This is a genomic window from Paenibacillus sp. GbtcB18, from assembly GCF_019091125.1.
In the GTDB taxonomy this organism is placed as follows: domain Bacteria; phylum Bacillota; class Bacilli; order Paenibacillales; family NBRC-103111; genus Paenibacillus_F; species Paenibacillus_F chitinolyticus.
The window spans coordinates 208,832-228,317 of record NZ_JAGXJX010000008.1 but is presented as its reverse complement, the minus strand read 5'-3'; the positions used below and the strand labels follow the sequence as shown (position 1 = coordinate 228,317).

The window sequence follows — 19,486 nt, the reverse complement described above, 5'->3', positions numbered from 1 at the left end:
TCCTTGAATTAGCTGCTCGCGCTGCTGTACCCTCTTACGGCCTGTTTCCAGAGCAGCCGCACGACAGCGAAAAGCAGCAGCGATCCGGCCAGCGCCAGTCCCGCATAAAGCCAGCTGAGCTGCCCGAGCAGGAACATCGGGCCGAAATTGGTAACAAGGAACAGGGGAATAACGAAGGTGCCGATCCGGCGGACCCATGCAGGGTAAATGGCCATCGGAAAATTGTTGGCGTCCCATACGGAATGGGCGATTTCCGATACGGAGCCCGTCTGGACGAACCAGAACGAAAGCAGCGCCGGAATAATCATCAGGCAGTACGTGATGACGACGGAGACGACAAGCAGCAGGGCGAATCCCGCAAGCTGCACGAACGTCAGCGGAATATCCATGGCGTGCCAGCCGATACCGACCATGACGAACCCGACCAGAATGTCGGGGATCGGAAGCGCCAGATCCACATAACGCAGGGAAGCCATGAACTGGAGGGAAACCGGCTTCGTCAGCATGAGATCAAGCGTACCGTCTTTGATGTACTCGGGAATTTTCATGAAATTTGTAAAAAACAGGCCGACATAAATTCCGGTCGCCACAGTATGCATGCCGATAAAAAGCAGCAGCCCTTCGGGCGGTATTCCGTCTACGTGAAGATCGGTGCGGAACACGACGAGCACGTACAACAGCTTGGCGAGCAAATAGACGGATTCGACCAGCAGGCTCATTATAAAATTGCCCCGGAACTCCATCTGGGCGATGAGGCAATTTTTGATGAACATGCCGTACAGGAGCGCGTATTTTCTCATGATTTTAAACATATGGAACGTCCGCTACCCCCCAACCGCCGAATATTTCTTCATGGATACGCGCCACGTCAGGCGGGAAAGCCAGAAAAACAGCAGGATCCAGCCGCACTGGATCAACATCCCCTGGTACATGGCCGCCGCTTCCGTTTTGCCGCTGAGGACATTGACCGGAAAATAAATCGTATACGGGAACGGCGTGTATTGGAGCGCCTTTACAACTGTTTCCCCGAAAATTTCCAAAGGAAACATGCCCCCGCTCAAAATATTGACCAGCAGACTTGTAATGACGAAGAAGTACGAGATTTCATGCAAGTAAAACGCGCTCGCGCAGATGCAGTAGGCGATCAGGAAATTGAGCAGAAGCGCTCCCAGCAGCGTGAAGGCAAACAGGATCAGCCGTACGGCCTCCACATCCAGCACATCCCTAGCCGCCGAAATCCAAATAATTCCGATAAGCAGAATTGCCGTAATTCCGTAATAGATTGCCTTCTGTCCGAAAAAGGACACCAGGCGGTAACCGAAATAGCTCACCGGTTTGATCAAATATTTGTTAAGACCGCCGTTTTTGATATCGTCGGCAATCTGATGCTCGAACTGGGTGGCGATCAGCTTGGACACCAGCCCCGCCAAAATGGTGTACAAAATAATTTGGCCGTACGAGTACGAGAACAACGCCGCCTGGCCGGAATGCCGGTACACCGCCGTCCAGATGAAATACTGGACAAGGATCGGAAAAGCGGCTCCCAGCAGACCGAGAAAGAAGTGAAACCGGTATTCCATCGAATGCTGGACGCCCATCGAAAAAACCGCCATGTACAATTTGCGCCTGTTCATCCGGCGGATTCCTTGCGGTAAAGCATCGAAATGCTTTCCTCGATCGGTACGTCTTCAATCGTCCAGTCGACGATCGGAAACGAGTCGAGCACGCCGCGTGACACTTCCTTCAAGCGGTGCTTCGGCAGCTCCAGAACGGCATTGTAGCCGTCTCCGCTGACGATTTTGCCGAACTTGACCAGCCGATGCTCGGCAACGGGTTCGGAGAACTGCAGCCGGATAATTTTCTGCTCGCCGAAAAGATCATTGATCTTATGAAGATCCCCGTCATACAGCAGACTTCCTTCGTTAATGATGATCGTCCGCTTGCACAGATCCTCCACGTCCTTCATGTAGTGGCTCGTCAGCAGGATCGTAGCGCCGAACTGTTCATTGTAATATTTCAGAAATTCCCTGACCTTCTTCTGGGATGGAAAATCGAGGCCGATCGTCGGCTCGTCGAGGTAAAGCAGCCGGGGCCGGTGGATAAGTGCGGCGATCAGCTCCATTTTCATCCGTTCGCCCAGGGATAGCCGGCGCACCTGCACGTTCAGAAGTTCCTGAACATCCAGCATTTCCGATAACTCGGCGAGGCTCCGGCGGTAAAGATCGTCGTCCACGTCATAGATACATTTGTTCAGATAAATCGACTCGCTGGCGGGAAGATCCCACCAAAGCTGGTTTTTCTGGCCCATCACTATGGAAAACAGCCGTTTGAACTCGTTTTTCCTCTCCCACGGCACATAGCCGAGCACGTCGGCTTCCCCGCCGGTGGGATACAGAATGCCCGACAGCATTTTGAGCGTCGTGGTTTTACCCGCCCCGTTGGGTCCGAGAAATCCGACGCATTCGCCGGGGCCGATGTCGAAGGAAACGGATTTTACCGCTTCCTTCACCAGCGACTTGCGGGCGAATAAATTTTTCAGCGAATTTTTAAGCCCGGCTTCTTTCCGGTAATACACGAACGATTTGTGCAGCTCCCGCACACGGATGAAGTCCATCCCTGCCCCTCCTGAACGATTGCCTGTTTTGCCTGATTGGGCGGCATAAAGTTTAAACGCTTAAATTCCGTTATTGTAAAGCAGCACGCATTTGGAGCAAATCGGCATCAGACCGCAGGCCAGAACTTCCCTCTGTTTGCGGAGATCTTCGCCGTGGAAAATATCCGCCACGCTTTCTTCATTCAAGTTGCCGACGCTGAATTCCGGGAAAAATTTACACGGATTCACTTTGCCGTCAGGCATAACGTCCATCCGGTTGGAGATCGAAAAGCATTTCGTCCGTTTCATGGCCGGCTTCTCGCCGCCCCGGATGAAGTCTTCCACTTCCTCGGGCTCCAAAGCGGGCTGGTAGCGGACACGCACATTCCATACCCGAGAATTGACGCGGTTCAGTTCATCGATCAGCGTGTCGTAATTGTCCGGCGAAATGTGGAACGTGAACGAATGCCAGCTGTTCTTGTGGCCTTCTTCGAAACGGGCGGCGAGGTGCGGGAAATGGGCATCGAAGTAGGTGTCCATTTTCTCGGCCGTATCGTTGGGGATGTACCAAGGGAAACAGAAATAGACGGAATCGACGCCCATTTCTTCGAAGTATTCCATAAAGCTGTACAACTTGCTGACCATCTGGTCGTTTACGGTCAAGGCTACGGACACCTTGCCTTTGTACACGCCCTGCTTTTGCAGATCCAGAAGGAGCTGGACGGCGTGAATCACTTTCTTGAACGTGCCTTTGCCCCGGATCGCGTCATTCTCCTCCTCGAAGCCTTCCAGGCTGACCAGCATGACGAGATTTTCCGACATTTTCAGAATGGAATCCAGCTTCTGCTCAATAAGAATCGCATTCGTGCAAATGGTCGTGTACCGGTCTTCTTTGGCCAGCAATTCCGCCAGTTCATCGAACTTGGAGTAGAACAGCGGCTCCCCGCCCCACAGGAACACGCGCGATTTGCGTTCTCTCGTTTCGGCCAGAAGCTTCTCCACGACGGGAATCTCGATTTCATCGTTCTTCACTTCTTTGGCAAAGCCGTGATGGAAGCCGTCCGGGTTCCATTCGAAGCAGTGTTTGCAGCGCAGGTTACAGCCGTTATTGAGCTTAATTCCGATCTCGTAAGGCACGGGGGCCGCATAAGCCGGATCTTCCCTGCGCTTCCTTCCCGTTTCCGCCAGCGGAACCAGGGTTCTTTTCATATTACGAAACGTAAGTTGGTCAAACGTAACTGCTGTTTTCGGCTGCATAAGTATTCCTCCCAAAATGGTTGATTTTTGACCGCTGCTCCAGCAATCGCGTGCAAATCCCTTCCAGCAGATGTTCAGAAAAGTCCCGGGCTTGCCACTCCGCAAACCGGATACCGAAACCGCAGGTTTCCCAGTAGGTTGAATTATGAAGCTCGTGGTCGCCGAACGGCTCCAGCATGACAAAAGGGATTCCGAACGACAGCGAGTCGTTCAGGGTAGCTCCCCCCGGCTTGCTGATGATCGCTGCGCAATTGCGCATCAAGTCCGTGTAAACGGAGTAATCCCCGAGCGGATGCTCCCGGAGAACGCCGTCCTCACGGATATAACGGACCATCGGCGGAAACGTATGCCGCCCCTGCGCGTTCCGGCTCCACGGATCCCAGGAGGCATCCGTTCCGAAGTAGCGCGTAACCCCGTCGTCCTCCTCCACTTCGGAAGGGTCATAGACGATCACATCGAGCCGGCGGCCGAGCGCACGGAGTTCGCGGATCGTCTCGGCGTATGTGCCGATCCCCCAGCCGCCGCCGTGGATCAGAATGCGTCCGGTACGCTGCCCGTAGGGCAAGGGCTCCGCTTCGTCCGAAGCGATGTAAGCGCCCGGGGACAGCAGAGAAGGCTCGTAGAACCAGACGTTGTCATAGCCGGGATACAACTGCTTGTGTACCTTAAACGACGGCGTATCCCACGCGTCCAGCCGGATCAGCCGGATATCCAGCGGTTTGCCGGCAGCCGCCTTGTAGCGCTCCAGGATCGGCAGCCAGAAGCCGGTAAACACCGCAAACCGGGTGACGCCGGCCCGCATCCAGTCTTCGAGCAGCCTCAGGACCGCTTCCTCGTTCAGGGAAGTGTCGACGGGCCTGGCCAGCTTATGCCCCATACGGGCCACGGAGAAGTCCGCATGGAACGCTTTTTTGGTGGCCCGGATCTTGTCCCGGACTTCTTCGTGATACACGTTCTCCAGAACGTGAACATCCGAACCGACTCCCCTGCCCTGCAGGTACGTGTGCAGATGCATAGCGGGAATGTATGCGCCGAGCGAATTCCCCGACGCCAGCAAGGTAACCGAAGATGAATTCATGTTGCAGCTCCCGAGTGGCAAATTTAGTTGTACACTTTAACGGACAAGTCGGCGAGAACGTGCCGCAAGCTTTCGATCAGTTCGCTGCGGTGTTCGTCGTCACGGCCGACAACCGATACATACAGCCGCCCCTTCGGCATACCGCGTTTGCTCAGTGTTCCCTCGGCCATGCGGCGGCGGCTCAAAATCTCGTTGACCATCACGGTATTGGATGAGAGAGGCACGATCCCGTACCCGCCGGGGGCCGTCAGCAGCAGACCGGTCTCACGCAGAGCATGCAGCAGTCTGCCGAACGCGAAGCCTTCCGGAAGCCCGAGGGAGAGGAACGTAAGCCAGCCCGTACGGCCGTGCTTCTCCCAGCATTTATCGAGATAAGCGTTAATGAGGCCCATGGACTTGCGGGCGTTAATCTCCACGATGGATACGACTTCCCCATCCTCCAGGACCATGGAGTCGAAGCAGACGAAGCCGTGGTAACCGTCCTCCGCCAGAAGCCGGAGCGCTTTCTCCATCACACCGAAGTAGCCGGCGTTCTCCAGCAGGCGGATAAACGATTCATCCGCTTTGATCGACCCGCCGTAATTTTGCTGGTGGTTGATCATCCGTTGAACGGAGATGAATTCCGCTTCCCCGCTCTCCCGGATGAACCAGTGAGAACTGAAATCCGTTTCTTTCTTCAACAAAGGCTCCAGCAGGAAATGAGAGCGCAGTCCGCTTCCCTCCTGTTTATGCAAGTGTTCCGCAATCCTCCGCTGCATCGCTTCGCTGTCGATGAGCAGATTTCCCTTGCCCGAAACGCCGAAGGGATCTTTCAGCAGGTAAGGCCCCTGCTTCAGAAGCGCATTCCCGGCCGCCTCCACTTCTGCCGCACTGCCAACTTCCGTGCCGTAGCACTTCTCGCCGATCCTGGCCAGGAGACGGTTGGAGTACATCTTCGAGTTGACGCGCACAACCGTCTCCAGGTCCGGCAGGGGCACCAGCGGTCCGGCCGCCTGCAGGTACGCTTCCGTCTCCGCCGTAATGGCGTACGGGGACAAAACGCCGGCTGCGCCGGTGATTCCAGCTTCCTCCGCCGGTTGCGCTTGCCCGGAAGCTCCGTCGACATTCACCGGAGCAAAGGATTGCGGCAGCCCCGCACCGGCGGAATAACCGGAACCGGCGGCCTGCAGCACCCTCTTCTCCGCATCGGCAAGCTTGTCTTTGCCGGCCGCAAGCCGGAACACACACTGCTTGAAATCGTCCGGTCCCGGCAGGGTGGTCCGCTCGTCGTTCAAATCATAGAGATAACGGTTCCGAAAGGAAAACCCTACCCCCTCCAGGTACTCGTGCAGCACCGGATCGATCTTGCAGCGGCTGTAAAGGATATCTTCCGGTCCGCAGAACGGAAACAACAGGTCGTCCATGCAGAGGACAATGGACTCCCGGTCCTTATCAGGCATAGCCGGCAGCCGGGCCAGATCCGGATCCCTCCAGCGCGTTTCGGGATCGAAGGTTCCCATCACGGTTTTCGGAATCACGCGGGCTTTACTGTTTGACATCTTCATACTGCGGCTGCGCTGGGGACTGGCAGCTTTTCAAAAAAGAAATAAACGCTTCGATCGACTCGAGATGTTCGTAATCGAACTGGTCGTAGTCGATGGCGACGTTCAACTGATCCTCGACTTTCAGCATAAACTGGATCATTTGCAGTGAATCGAGGCCTATATCGTTGTTAAGGTCCGTTGAGGGGGACAGGGAATGCCGGAGTTCCGGTTGATCTTCTTTGATAGCGCACAAAATGTCTACGATTTTATCGTACATGACTACACTCCTTTAAAGGGTTAATGTGTGTGGGTGCAACCGAGTTTCTTGCGTTTACAAACTCCAGTACAAATGATAACCTGCTCGCTGTCTCCCCTCCTTTTTCCATAAGTTACAATTATTATCCTCCCGCTGTTAAAAGCTGTCAATGTTTACAATCCTGTATAAATATTAAGTTTTGTTTACAAAAACCTAAAATAAGACACTTATTCAGGCTTTTCCCACACTTTTTTTAAAAGAGCAAGAGAAGAGTCATGGTTGGAAAAATGCGCTGACCGGACCCGTTCCCGTTTCAACCTATTCCCCTCCGGTTAAGAAGAACTACAACAGAACAAGAGAGGAGAATGAGTCATGAAATCTTCCTTGATGCAAAAGGTTGCGACAGGAGTTTTAGTGGCGGTGCTCCCGAAACTCGTTGACATGGCCTTCGAAAAAATGAGAAGCAAAAAACAGAGCCGCGTCCAGTAAACGGACAACGGCCTGACTGCCCCGGGCAGCTGATTCCCTCACTCCGTTCTTGCCTGTCAGGCGCGCTGCACAAGGCCGGAACGTTTGCATAGAATGAAGCAGAAAAAATCCCTCTTAAGTAAACAACGTTTACTTAAGAGGGATTTTTTTGATGCTTTCTTGAATGCAGGGAGAGTGCTTTCCCGACATGAAAAATGTGGTAAAATATACAAATAAAATCGTAATTTTGGCGTCGTTTCTTTGCCCGGAGGTGATGGTTTGATTGCTCTTGTCTATTCATTCCTAAGCATTGCCGCATTGCTCACCGTAAAATTCCTGAACTTCAGTCCCGCGGTTACACTTACTATAGCGTGCTTGCTTATCGCTGCCGCCTTCATATGTGCGTACCTGGATTACAAAAGAAACAAAGGCTTTAACGCTTATATGAAAAACGTCAGCATAACCTACTTGATTTTCATCGTGATTTTCGCTTATACAGCGGTGAGTCTGTAAGGCCCTTACCAGTTGCTCTTTCTATTTCATTTCGTTTTTCAGGAGTTGATTAGAGTTAAACTTCGACGAATAATTATCATAATCCTTACTTTAATTTGTGTCGGATTGCTTGTTGCCCGGTACGTCAATAATTCTCTTGAAAAACCTGTTCTGACTAAAGACGAAGCCGTATCTATTGCAAAAGGAAAGCTTCAGTGGACTGAATCACAGCTTATGGATAATACATTAATTGACAGAAAAACAACTCAATTTGATCCTATTGAAAGGGAATCTTATTTTTTTGAAAAAGTTAATAAACGCCACCGTTATTTTTATCACATCGTATATTGGAATCATTCGGATCCTAAGGGCGCGATCGCCGATCTGTGGATAGACAGTAAGGATGGAAAGGTTATACTGGGGAAAATCCATGAACCGGATCTAAAGACTACGCGGGAGTTTTCCGATTTAGAATAAGTAGAATTTGAAAAAACAAGGTCAAGGGCTGGAGTACAGCCTTTGACCTTGTTTTTTAATGTTCACACCCTTAACCCTTAACCGCGCCGGCAACCATGCCCTTCATGATCTGCTCCTGGAACGCCAGGTAGATCAGAATGGTCGGGATGACGGAGATGGCCATGGCCGCCATCGTCAGACTGTAGTCCGTACCGAAACCGGTAGCGAACTGAGACAAGCTGAGCGGAAGCGTCTTGAGGGACGGCTTGTTGATAAACACGAGCGCAAACGCGAAATCGTTCCAATAACGCAGGAACGCGAGAATTCCGACGGTGGACATCGCGGGAACGGACAGGGGCAGCAGCATTTTGGTGAAAATGCCCCAGTAGCCCGTACCGTCGATCAGTGCGGCTTCCTCGATTTCCTTCGGCACCGACGTCATGTAGGCCGCGATAATGAAGATGGCTACCGGCAGCTCAAAGGCGACGTACGGCAGAATCAGCGCGCCGTATGTGTCGAGCATGCCGATTTTTTTCAGCATGATGAACAGCGGCACAAGCGTACTGTGCACGGGAATAAGCATGCCGAGCAGGAAGTAGCCCATCAGCGGTCCGCGCAGGCGGAACGAGAAGCGGGAGAGGACGAACGCGGTCAGCGCGCCGATGGCCAGGGTAAGCACCAGCGCAACCAGCGTGACGATCGCCGAGTTGATAACGGCCGTCTCGATGTCGGCCACTTTCCAGGCCTGCACGAAGTTGTTCCATTTCCATTCTGCCGGAAAGCCGAACGGCTTGCCGAAAAATTCATCGTTGGTCTTGAAGGCGCTGATAAACAGCCAAATCAGCGGGTACAGCGTAACGAGCGCATATACCGCGAGCAAAATATTTAAAATCGAGCTTTTGGCAAGCTTGCCAAAAACGCTCTCTCTGCGGGCAGGTCCCGTCCCTTTCACGGGAGGAACAGCGGTTCCGGTCATCTGTGGCATACTAGCCCTCCTCCTTTCGTCATACAGCCTGGTTCCGTCTCATGAGACGCTGGCTTCCGGCAATCAGCACCAGGCTGATAATAATGATCAGCGTGGAAATGGCGCTGCCGTAACCGAAGCGGTAGACGGAGAACGTGTTGTTGTACATATAGGAGGCGAGCAGTTCCGTTGAATGCGCAGGACCGCCCCCGGTCATGACATAGATCAGGTCGAAAGCTTTCAAGCTTCCCGAAATACAAAGCACGATCGTGACCTTCACGGTATCCCAGATCATCGGCAGCGTAACGGAGAACAGCTTGCGGCTTCCCGTCGCCCCGTCGATCATGGCGGCATCGTCAATATCCGAAGGAATATTTTGAAGCGCCGCGATAAACATGATTAGATAAGGCCCGATATAGTTCCAGATAATCGGAACAGTCAGCGCGAGCATGGAGACCGATTTGTCGGAAAGCCAGGCTTTCTTCCACGATTCCAGCCCCACCGCATCCAGCAGGAAGTTCAGAATCCCGATTTGCGGGTGATAAATGTAGCTCCAGATAATCCCGACGACGACCGACGAAAGCACCATCGGCATAAATACCGCCGAACGGATAAAACGCTGGAAGAAGTTGCTCTTGCGCAGCACAAGGGCCAGCACAAGGGCGATCGGCACCTGTCCGAAGACGGAAGCCGCTACCACGATCAGGTTATTTTTTAACGCGAGCCAGAAGATCGGATCCTTCAGAGCTTCGACATAGTTATCAAATCCGTTGAACTTGGCTTCTCCAATCCCTTTCCAGTCGAAAAACCCGTAATACGCCGACCAGAAAATCGGGATAATGACAAATACGCTGTAAATAAGCAGCGCAGGCAGGAGACCAAGCACGATAAAGTTGGTCCTTCTTGACGAGGAAGTCATGGCGTCTCTCCCCTCCTGTTGGTGTATACCTTCAAGGCGGTTCATAAAAAATCTACTAAACCTATCAGGAAGCATGGTTATTCGCCGGTAAGCAGCGTACGGAAACCGCTTCGGACTGCATAACGCGAGCAGACTGCGGAGCGTATTTCCGCCGTGCTTTTACCGGGAATTCCGTGGTGCCCGGCTTCTCGCCGGGATCGTTGTTTTTATGAGTTCAATCGGTCAAAAAGCTGCCGGTACCCGGTTCGCGCCGCTGCACGGCCGTCCCGTTATTCCGTCGGGTCTTCCTCCGCCGTTCAGGCTCTCTCCGCTGCTCTTTGTTAAAAACGGGGCGACCAGCGCCCCGCTTCTTCTACTACCTCTTGTTATTTGCCGAGGGATTTCGCTTGTGCATCTTGCAGTTTCTTCGCGATATCTTCCGGTTTGCCGCCCATCAGAAGCTCCTGGATTCCGTTGTTGATCACTTCGGAAGCCGCCGAGGAAAGCTGGGAATCATAAACCGGCGTACGTTTTACCTGGCCTACCAGGTCGTTCACTTTTGCGAACAGAGTGGAAACCTTGCTCTTATCGAGCTCGACTTTATAAGAGACCAACTGGTTGGACTCCAGCGTGCGCTTCTGCGCTTCCGGTCCGGCCAACGCCTGAATCAGCTTGTGAGCCGCTTCTTTCTTCGCGCCCTCCACTTTCTTGTTGAGGCCCAGACCTATGCCTACAACGCCGGAGAGGGATTTCGGATCGCCTTTGCCGTTAGGAACGGAAGGCAGCACCGTCACTTCGATGTTGTTCAACGCTTCCGGCTGCGCGCCGTTGGTCAGGTTGGTCAAGGCCCATCCGCCGTCGATCATCATAGCCGCTTTGCCTTGTGCAAACATTTGCTCCATTTGCGTGTTGTCGATGGAGTTAAAGCCTTCCTGGAAAGCTCCCGCCTTGCCGAGATCCTGCAGCGCTTTCAGAGCGGCTACGAATTCGGGATCGGTGAACTTCGCGCCGTCTTGTGCCGCCGCTTTCATAAACCATTCCGTACCGGTGAAACGGTCGGCCAGAGAACTGAGGATACTGGACTGCGCCAGCCATGCCGCTTTATTGCCGAGAGCGATCGGAGTAATTTTCTTGGATTTGAACGTTTCGACGGCTTTCATCATTTCGTCCCAAGTTTTAGGTACCGTTACGCCGTTATCGTCAAAAATTTTCTTGTTGTAGTAAAGGATAGAGGTCGGGGACAACGACATCGGAATGCTGTATACTTTGCCGTCTACCGTAAAATCGTCGAAGGAGTTCGGGAGGAAACCGTTCTTCCATTCCGCATTTTTATCGAGCAGATCGCCTACAGGCTGAAGCAAGTTACCGCTTACAAATTCTTTGGTCATAGCGCCCGGCCACATCTGGAACAAGTCCGGCATTTCGTTTGCCGCTGCAACCGTTTTCAAACGCGTTTTGTAACCGTCCGGCGGAATCGCCTGTACTTCAAGCTCTACATTCGGGTTTGCTTTTTTGTATTCTTCGATGATAGCCCGCATCGTTTTGGCGCGCGCGTCTTCACCCGTAAAGTTGTGCCAAAGGGAAAGCTTTACTTTCTCGGTCCCTTTACCGGCGTCGCCCGTGCTCGTTTTTGCCGGCTCTTTGCTGCATGCGGATAACAATGAAAGTGACAGAATCAGCGCAATACCTGTTTTTGCCGTTTTTTTCATCATGTGTAACCCCTCCTTATCTCTATTCTTTTTTAGTATAAAAGGGGACAGCCCTTGTCAAAAGGGGAGTGATTTCGGGGATAGGGTGGGGTAAATTCAGCCTTTTTATACATCCTCACCCTCCAATACCTGGAAAATAAGAAAGCTCCGATGATGCCGGCAAGCACCATGGAGCCTTCATTTTAAACACCCGACAGGGCCGTGCTTATCCGGGTTGCCCTGCTTTCCTCCCGGCTTCGCGAGCCCGAATCTACCGAATTCAGAGAGACGGAAATGTTCCGGCTTCAAGGCGCTATCCACGTTCAAAAGCACGTATCCGGCCAACCGGCCCGGCTAAGGGTCCCACGCTTTACTGCTTGCCTTCCCGCCCCGCACGGAATTCCGTCGGCGTCTGTCCCGTGTATTTTTTGAACAGCTGGCTGAAATATTTAATATCCTCGTAGCCGACCTTTTTGGCTACCTCGCTGACCTTCACGGGGGTTTCGCTTAAAATTTCGGCGGCCCGGCGGATACGTTCCCTCATAACGAATTCAATGTAGTTTACGCCCGTTTCCCGTTTGAAAACTTCACTGAAATGATTCGGATGAACATGAACGTGCCCCGCCACCTGCTGGAGCGTCAGGGTCCGGTCGAGATTATCCTGAATGTAGGCGATCGCCCGCTTGATATAGAGAACGCCGTCTTCCGACACGTATTGATAGTAGGTTTCCATAATGACGCGCAGCCGCAGATACAGGTTCTCCTGGAGATCGCCCTGCCCTTCGGCGCCCGGTCCGTCTCCCGGATGCTTGTCTCCCTGCGCCCGTTTGGCAGGATCCTGCTCCGGCAGACGGGGAAGCTGCGGCAGGCCGAGCGCCGCCGCGGTCCGTTCCAGCCACCGGTGGGCCGCAACGACGAGCGAATCCGAGTAGGCCTTCAGCGAAGCGGGCGTCGCCTCGGCATCGGCGATCTCGCTGTCCAGCGCCTTCTGCACGAAGTGGCGCAGCTCGATTGGATTGCCGTTCTTGAGCAGAATCGCCAGTTCCGATTCTTCCTCCTTCGAGCAGACCGTGCGCCCGCCCTTGCGGCCCTCCACCGCTTCGTAGGCAAGCAGCGTTTCCGTTCCCGCGAATCCGCGGAACGATGCGGCATAGACCGCCTCCCGGTAGGAGCACGGCACCTGCCCGAGCCCGGTTACCCGCGAGCCTGCTGCGGTGAACAGCACGCACTTGAGCTTGTCCGAGATGCGGCCGAGCTTGCTGCGCAGAGCCCCCGCATCCCTGCCTTCCGCCCGGAGCAGGACGACGATGTCGTCTCTGCGCCGCAGAGTCTCGCAGGGCAGCAGCTCGCCGAGCATATTATCGACGGCGAACTGGAGCAGGCTTCCCGCAGCGCGGCTGTCGCCCCAGCCATGCACGCTGACCAGCAGCACCTGCAGGCACACGCCCTCAGCCGCTTCAGGCAGGTAAGGCAGGCCAAGCTTGGCCAGCACCTGGGGCACCTGCTCCAGCGAATCGGCATCGTCGATGCCTTCGGTCGCAAGACGCTCCAGCAGCCTGCTGCGGAAGGCGCCGCGCTGCATATTGTCCGCTTTGCGGGCATCCCACTTGCTCACAATACGCTGCTTCGCTTTCATCACGGCCCGGATAATTTCTTCCGGCCGGCTCGATTTCAGCAAATAATCGCCGATGCCGCCGCGGATAGCCTGTTGGACGTAAGCAAAATCGTCGTAGCCCGTCAGCACGATAATTTCGCTGTCCGGAAGCATCTGCTTCACCTTCTCGGCCATCGTGATTCCGTCCATTCCGCCCATCCGGATATCCGTCAGTACGATATGGGGATGCTCGGCGGGGACGCGTTCCAGCGCTTCTTCCGCCGACTCCGCGGCCGGAAGAAGACGGAAGCCCAGCTCCTCCCACTGTATGACCGTGCTTAAGCCGGTGCGGATAATGACTTCGTCATCGACAATCAGAATATTCATGCCGTCCCCGCCCCCTCTACAATCGGTATCATAAATGTAATCACCGTGCCTTCTCCGACGATACTGCGGATATGCAGCCCCGCCTCGCTGCCGTAATGAAGCTGCAGCCTCCGGTGGACGTTGCGCAAGCCGTAGCTGCCCGGCACGACAGGCTCGTCCGCCGCCGATAAGGCCGCCCGGATTTCATTCAATTTGTCGGGTTCGATTCCTATCCCGGTATCTTCCACCATAAAGGTCAGCTCCGTGCCCATCCGCTGTGCGTAGACGCGAATGCTGCCCTTTTCGCGCTGCTTCTGGATGCCGTGAATGAGCGCATTCTCGATGAGCGGCTGAAGAAGCAGCTTCAGTACCGGCTTCTGCCGGATATCCGGGTCCACGACGAACTCGATATCGAATTTGTCGGGATAGCGGACGGCCTGGATGGCGGCGTAGTGCTCGGCGTGAGCGATTTCCTGCTGCACCTCGCAGTACTCCGCCCCCTTGTTCAGGCTGAACCGCAGAAAATCACTGAGATGACCGACCATCTCGGCAATTTTCATATCCTGGCTCATCAGAGCCATCCAGTGGACCGAAGAGAGCGTATTGTACAGAAAATGCGGATGAATCTGCGCTTGAAGAGCGAGCATGTCGGTCTCCTTCTTCCGCGCTTCATTCAGCTTTACCTGCTCGGTCAGGCGTTCTATCCGGTCGCTTAACCGGTTGTAGCTGCGCATAAGCTGCCCGACCTCGTCGGCCGATGTGACCGGAAGGGCTTTCATAGGCTCCTCCGGATCGGTGTCCTTGAGGAACCGGGTCAGCATAAGCAGCGGCTTCGTCACCCGCTGGACGAAGAAAATCACGAGCGAAGCGACCAGAACCACCGCAATCGCGACCGCCGCGGCAGTGAGAAGCAGCACGTAACGGTTCTGCTCGCGGAAGTTTTTGTACGGCATGATGCCGACCAGCTTCCAGTCCACGCCGGGCACCGTATCGTACAAAACCGTGTTTCTGTCGTCGCCCTGCCCTACATTAAAAGAACCCGAGGTCCCCGTAATACCGGGCATTCCCGGCATCCATTCGGACAGAGGGCGGTTCATCCATTCCACTCCGGGGCCCGCGATAATGTTGCCCTGCTCGTTCACGAGCAGAACGCTGCCGCCTTCGCTGATGTTCGATTTTCGAAGAGTATCGGCAATCACTTTCTGGTCCAGGCTGATCGTCAGGCTGCCCAGATGAGCGAATGTATTCACACTGCGGATGGGCCGCACCAGGGAAATCACATCTTTCTCGCCTATAGTGGTCTGGTTCTTATACAAGGGTGTCCACCATTTCGGACGGTTTCCGGGCTCGGTGTCCTTGGGACCCGGCCAGGCGGGCATTCCCGAGCTGACAATGCTTGTATTGGATAAGGAAGGAAGATCTCTCGCAGAATCTATGGTGATTTCGGCAATATATGGTTTCGAGAACGCCAGGTTGGTCAGAAATCCTATAATAATGGTAGGCCTGAGCGCATCCCACTGGGTATCGGACAAATACTGCTGCACATCTCTCTGCCCTATCAGGAAAATCGACATGTTCTCCACGTCCTGGACCATAAGCTCCATGTTGGTTCTCATCTGGGTCAGAAGCCCGAAACCGGACTGCTTCGCCTTTTCTTCCGTAACCGACGAAGCGATTTGATAGGAAAATATTCCGAAAGACAACAGCGGAATCCCAATGGATACCAGCATCAGAAATGATAGTTTCCGCTTCAGCGAACGGTCCAGCCAGCGCCTCATCTTCTATCCCCCGCTTAATAAATGTTCAGATCATATCGAAATAGGTAGATAGCATCATCCTAACATACATTTCGGTCCGTTATCCTAACTTTTTAAGCCTTTCCCGATCCAGACAATTTCCAATTATGCCGAAAAAGGTTATAATGGTAGAAACGTCCGAGTTTCCCGTCTACCCTAAAAGGCATCCTCGCGATGCCGGCAAAGGAGGTCACCCTATCATGAATCATGAGGAAACGGGCAGACGCCTTTTTCAAATGGCGGAGAATTTAGCGGAGTATGTGACTCAGCTTCAATATAAGTATCAGCCGGAACTGACGGAACGGTTCGGCGAACGCGGACGTTTGCTGACGATTCAAGACTCCGGTTACAGCATTAAGTATCTGGCCGAGAGCGTATACATGCAAAGTCCCGACTTGTTCAATCACTACACATCCTGGATGACGGAGCTTCTGTCCGGCTACCAAGTATCGAGGGAAGACTTGGCAATGAATTTCCGGATGATCGAACAAGCGGTTAACGCTCATTTCGGGGAAGCGGATCGCGCATTGATCGGCGAATACCTCGAAATCGGACTCCATCAGATCCAATCCGCCCAGACTTCGGAGACATTCTTATCCGAAGAACGGCCCTTCGCGGAAACGGCAATCGCTTATACCGAAGCCATCCTGCGGGGGGACCGCCGAGAGGCGTTAAAGCTCATTTTAACGAAGCTGGAGGAAGGCACGGCAATAGCCGATCTGTACCTCCATGTCTTTCAACCGTCTCAACGGGAAATCGGCCGGCTGTGGCAGACCAACCAGATTACCGTCGCACAGGAGCACTTGTGTACGGCTGCCACACAGATGATTATGTCGCACTTGTATCCGCACTTGTTTGCAACCGAGCGCAGCGGTAACACGATGGTGGCCGCCTGCGTGGGACAGGAGCTCCATGAAATCGGGTTACGCATGGTCGCCGATCTCTTTGAACTGAACGGTTGGGATACCTACTATCTGGGCGCCAATGTCCCTTCGCGCAGTTTGATCCGTACCCTTGTCGAGAAGAAAGCACAAGTAGTCGCCATCTCGGCGACTATGACGTTTCACGTGCATCTGGTGGAAGAGCTGATTGCCGAAATCCGCAGCAGTGAGGCAGGACAATATGTGCACATTCTGGTGGGCGGACTGCCGTTCAATATTGACCGCGATCTCTGGCGTAAAGTCGGAGCCGACGGTTATGCGAACGACGCGCAGGAAGCCATTCGGCTGGCGGACCACTGGAAACACCACCGTATCGGAAACGAATTAGCACGGTCCAATTGAGACCGCTCGTTTACCGAGGAAGGAGGATTCTACGTGGATCCCAATATGAAAACAGAGGACGAACGTCTGGAAATCACTCATTATCGCCAAACGATCGAGAAACTTTCCCAGCAGCTCATTCAAGCCAGACAACGCGAGGAACAAGCCCTAACCCAGTTCAGTTCCCTGAACAACGAGCTGGTCACGCTGCAGAGGCAGCTTTCCAAAACCAATGTAGAACTGGTACGGTCCAAGGCGGAAGCCGAAAGAGCCAACGAGGCGAAAAGCATGTTTCTTGCCACCATGAGCCATGAAATCCGCACACCTATGAACGGCATACTCGGTATGGCCGAACTACTCGCCGACACGCTGCAGACCGAAGAACAGAAACAGTCCATCGCGATTATCGAAGAATCCGCGTCGCTTCTCTTGACGATCATTAACGATATCCTCGATCTTTCCAAAATCGAAGCCGGCCATATGCAGCCGGAGCCGGAAACATTCGAGGTCCGGAAACTCCTCAACCACTCCCTTAAGCTCCTTGAACCGAACGCTTCCCGAAAGCGAAATAAGCTGAGGGGTACCGTCGATGAATCCGTCGGCCAATTTCTGACCGGAGATGCAGGAAGAATCCGACAAATTCTGATTAATTTAGCGGGAAATGCCATTAAATTTACCGACGGCGGCGAGATTCATATCCGCATTCACCTGCTGCAAAGCTCGGCCACCTTTCAGACTCTGCGCTTTGAGGTGACGGATACGGGAGTGGGCATCCCGGAAGAACATGTCAATCGTGTGTTCGAGCCGTTTTACCAGGCCCATACTCAGCGGGAAGACGCCCAGAAGAGCACCGGCCTCGGCTTATCCATCTGCAAGCGCCTTGTCGAATGGATGGAAGGCCGCATCGACGTGACGAGCAAGGTAGGCGCAGGCTCCTCCTTCTGGTTCGAGCTGCAGCTCGCAATTCCTTCGGAAGCCGAGTACCGTCAGGAGGCCGCGGCCGCGATGCAGACGTCCGGAAGCGGCATCGGCCCCGCCTTCACGGACGAGGAGCGGAGTCAGCCTCTCCTGCTCGTCGAAGACAACGCCATCAACCGTCAGGTCGCCCTCCTCCAGCTCCAGAAGCTGGGCTTCATGCACATCGACACGGCGAGCAACGGCGAGGAAGCTCTGGAAGCGCGCTCCCGCAAAGATTATTCGCTCGTGCTGATGGATTCGCAGATGCCCGTCATGGACGGACTCCAAGCGACTCAGCTTATCCGCGAATGGGAGAATGCCCGCAGGCATCCGCGGAGCGCCATTGTCGCGCTGACGGCAAGCGCCATGCAGAGTGACCGCTTACGCTGCCTGGAGGCCGGGATGGACGACTTCTTGACGAAGCCGATCCAGTTGTCGAAGCTCCAGTCCGTCATCCGCAAATGGCTTCCCGCCGGACCTCCCGAGCCCGTGAGCGAGCATGTGCTCATACCGGAAGTTATCCAGGAGCTCAACGGGCTGGATGAACCCGGTTCTCCCGGCGTGCTGGCCATGCTGCTCGGCATGTACCAGGAACAGACGCCTTCCAAGCTGAATCAGTTGGAAGAAAAAATGCGGGCGGGCGATTTGACCGCCGTCCAATATATTGCTCATGACCTTAAATCGACAAGTCTTAGTCTGGGGATCGCTCAATTTTCGAAGCTGATCGAGAGAATCGAAAATCAGGCCAAGAACGGAACCGTTCATCTTTCGGGCACCATCTTTAAAGAGCTGTGGCAGGCGTACGATAAAGCTTGCCGGGAACTCAAAGCACTTCTCTAATTTCCTAAAATAGCTGTCTAAAGGCTGGCGGAGAACGATATGAGATGTCGAAAACGAATGAACCTACCCTGAATGACGTTTAAACTTCTTCCAGTTTGAACGTCATTTTCATTTGCCGAAGGAGGATTGTCCATGATATACGGAAGAACACCGATTTGATCCTCTCCCCGCTTCATTAACAGATAGCGAATAACGCAACCTTATAGATAGCGGGGGATATCAATGAATAACGAACACATAAAAAAAGCAGTGGACTATTTGTCGGACAAGTATGAAGGCCATTCGGTTATTCTCTACGGTTCCTATGCGAACGGGGATTTTACGGAAGAAAGCGATCTGGATCTTATGATCTTCTCGGATTTTAATTTCAAAAGAAACGACACCTCCCGGATAGACGGCCTGCTGCTCGATGCCTGGATTCATCCCACATCGTCCATGGACGATCCGGCCCGTTTTCTGCATATTCATGATAGTGTAATTGTGACCGACAGCCGCGGGCTGGCTGCTCCTTTTCTGGAGAAGATTCAATCCATATTCGCGAAAGGACCGGAAAAATTAGGTCCGGATGAGGCCGATTTTCAGAAGGCATGGCTTCAAAAAATGCTGAAACGGGCAGGAAAAGGCGACGCCGAGGGCGATTTCAGGTATCACTGGATGCTCACGGACAGTCTGGAAATTTATTTTAAGCTCAAAGGCCGCTGGTATTGGGGGCCCAAAAAGTCTTTAAAATGGCTGGAACAGCATGAACCCGGCACTTATCTGCTTTTCAGAAAAGCTCTCTCCCCGCTCGCCGGTCAGCAGGATGTTTCGGAACTTTTCGGGCATATCGTCGAGAGCTGACCTAAAACCTGACAAGGGCGTTCGGCAGAACGCCCTTTTTTTCGGGTGTCCGGCGTAACAGCGGGGATATGTTTCCTCTTTTCAGGGCAAGGATAAGTATTCGGAAACGGCTGCGTTTAAGACGAAATAGGGAGGAATTTGTGTTCCCGGTCCGCAGC

Annotated in this window: 15 protein-coding genes; 3 read left to right on the top strand and 12 right to left on the bottom strand. The window is 53.7% G+C overall.

Annotation, left to right across the window (positions count from 1 at the left end):
- Positions 1-8 precede the first annotated feature (8 nt).
- The 12 genes from KVT34_RS22380 to KVT34_RS22325 all read right to left on the bottom strand — a co-directional run bounded on the left by KVT34_RS22380 (position 9) and on the right by KVT34_RS22325 (position 15,411).
- Positions 9-812 carry an ABC transporter permease gene (locus KVT34_RS22380; protein ID WP_217561249.1) on the bottom strand — a complete coding sequence of 268 codons (804 nt, stop codon included), beginning with the start codon at positions 810-812 and terminating at the stop codon, positions 9-11.
- 12 nt (positions 813-824) lie between these two features.
- Positions 825-1,634, bottom strand: coding sequence for an ABC transporter permease (locus KVT34_RS22375; protein ID WP_217561246.1), 810 nt, complete (start codon positions 1,632-1,634; stop codon positions 825-827).
- On the bottom strand, positions 1,631-2,614 hold the full coding sequence (locus KVT34_RS22370; protein ID WP_217561244.1) for an ABC transporter ATP-binding protein: 984 nt from the start codon (positions 2,612-2,614) through the stop codon (positions 1,631-1,633). Before KVT34_RS22370 ends, KVT34_RS22375 begins: the two co-directional genes overlap by 4 nt.
- A gap of 60 nt (positions 2,615-2,674) precedes the next feature.
- Positions 2,675-3,850: a radical SAM protein gene (locus KVT34_RS22365; protein ID WP_217561242.1), complete on the bottom strand. Its 1,176-nt coding sequence runs from the start codon at positions 3,848-3,850 to the stop codon at positions 2,675-2,677.
- Positions 3,822-4,928: a glycosyltransferase family protein gene (locus tag KVT34_RS22360; protein ID WP_217561240.1), complete on the bottom strand. Its 1,107-nt coding sequence runs from the start codon at positions 4,926-4,928 to the stop codon at positions 3,822-3,824. Before KVT34_RS22360 ends, KVT34_RS22365 begins: the two co-directional genes overlap by 29 nt.
- Before the next feature lie 23 nt (positions 4,929-4,951).
- On the bottom strand, positions 4,952-6,466 hold the full coding sequence (locus KVT34_RS22355; RefSeq protein WP_217561238.1) for a hypothetical protein: 1,515 nt from the start codon (positions 6,464-6,466) through the stop codon (positions 4,952-4,954).
- A complete protein-coding gene (locus tag KVT34_RS22350) occupies positions 6,453-6,728 on the bottom strand; it encodes an acyl carrier protein (RefSeq protein ID WP_217561236.1) in 276 nt (91 codons plus the stop codon). The genes KVT34_RS22355 and KVT34_RS22350 overlap by 14 nt, the downstream gene beginning before the upstream one ends.
- A gap of 1,486 nt (positions 6,729-8,214) precedes the next feature.
- Entirely contained in the window at positions 8,215-9,108 is an 894-nt protein-coding gene (locus tag KVT34_RS22345) for a carbohydrate ABC transporter permease (RefSeq protein ID WP_217561234.1), read from the bottom strand.
- 19 nt (positions 9,109-9,127) lie between these two features.
- The gene (locus KVT34_RS22340; RefSeq protein WP_217561232.1) at positions 9,128-10,006 is read right to left on the bottom strand and encodes a carbohydrate ABC transporter permease; all 879 of its coding nucleotides are present in this window, start codon (positions 10,004-10,006) and stop codon (positions 9,128-9,130) included.
- Positions 10,007-10,371: 365 nt separating this feature from the next.
- A complete protein-coding gene (locus tag KVT34_RS22335) occupies positions 10,372-11,694 on the bottom strand; it encodes an extracellular solute-binding protein (RefSeq protein WP_483311454.1) in 1,323 nt (440 codons plus the stop codon).
- A gap of 349 nt (positions 11,695-12,043) precedes the next feature.
- Complete coding sequence (locus tag KVT34_RS22330) at positions 12,044-13,654, bottom strand: response regulator (RefSeq protein ID WP_217561228.1); 1,611 nt, start codon at positions 13,652-13,654, stop codon at positions 12,044-12,046.
- The gene (locus KVT34_RS22325; RefSeq protein WP_217561226.1) at positions 13,651-15,411 is read right to left on the bottom strand and encodes a cache domain-containing sensor histidine kinase; all 1,761 of its coding nucleotides are present in this window, start codon (positions 15,409-15,411) and stop codon (positions 13,651-13,653) included. The genes KVT34_RS22330 and KVT34_RS22325 overlap by 4 nt, the downstream gene beginning before the upstream one ends.
- 218 nt (positions 15,412-15,629) lie before the next feature.
- Here KVT34_RS22325 and KVT34_RS22320 point away from each other — a divergent pair, with 218 nt between their 5' ends.
- The 3 genes from KVT34_RS22320 (at position 15,630) to KVT34_RS22310 (ending at position 19,328) form a co-directional block, all read left to right on the top strand.
- Complete coding sequence (locus KVT34_RS22320; RefSeq protein WP_217561223.1) at positions 15,630-16,712, top strand: cobalamin B12-binding domain-containing protein; 1,083 nt, start codon at positions 15,630-15,632, stop codon at positions 16,710-16,712.
- 33 nt (positions 16,713-16,745) lie between these two features.
- Complete coding sequence (locus KVT34_RS22315) at positions 16,746-18,488, top strand: ATP-binding protein (protein WP_217561221.1); 1,743 nt, start codon at positions 16,746-16,748, stop codon at positions 18,486-18,488.
- Between the two features lie 222 nt (positions 18,489-18,710).
- On the top strand, positions 18,711-19,328 hold the full coding sequence (locus KVT34_RS22310; protein ID WP_217561219.1) for a nucleotidyltransferase domain-containing protein: 618 nt from the start codon (positions 18,711-18,713) through the stop codon (positions 19,326-19,328).
- Positions 19,329-19,486 lie beyond the last annotated feature (158 nt).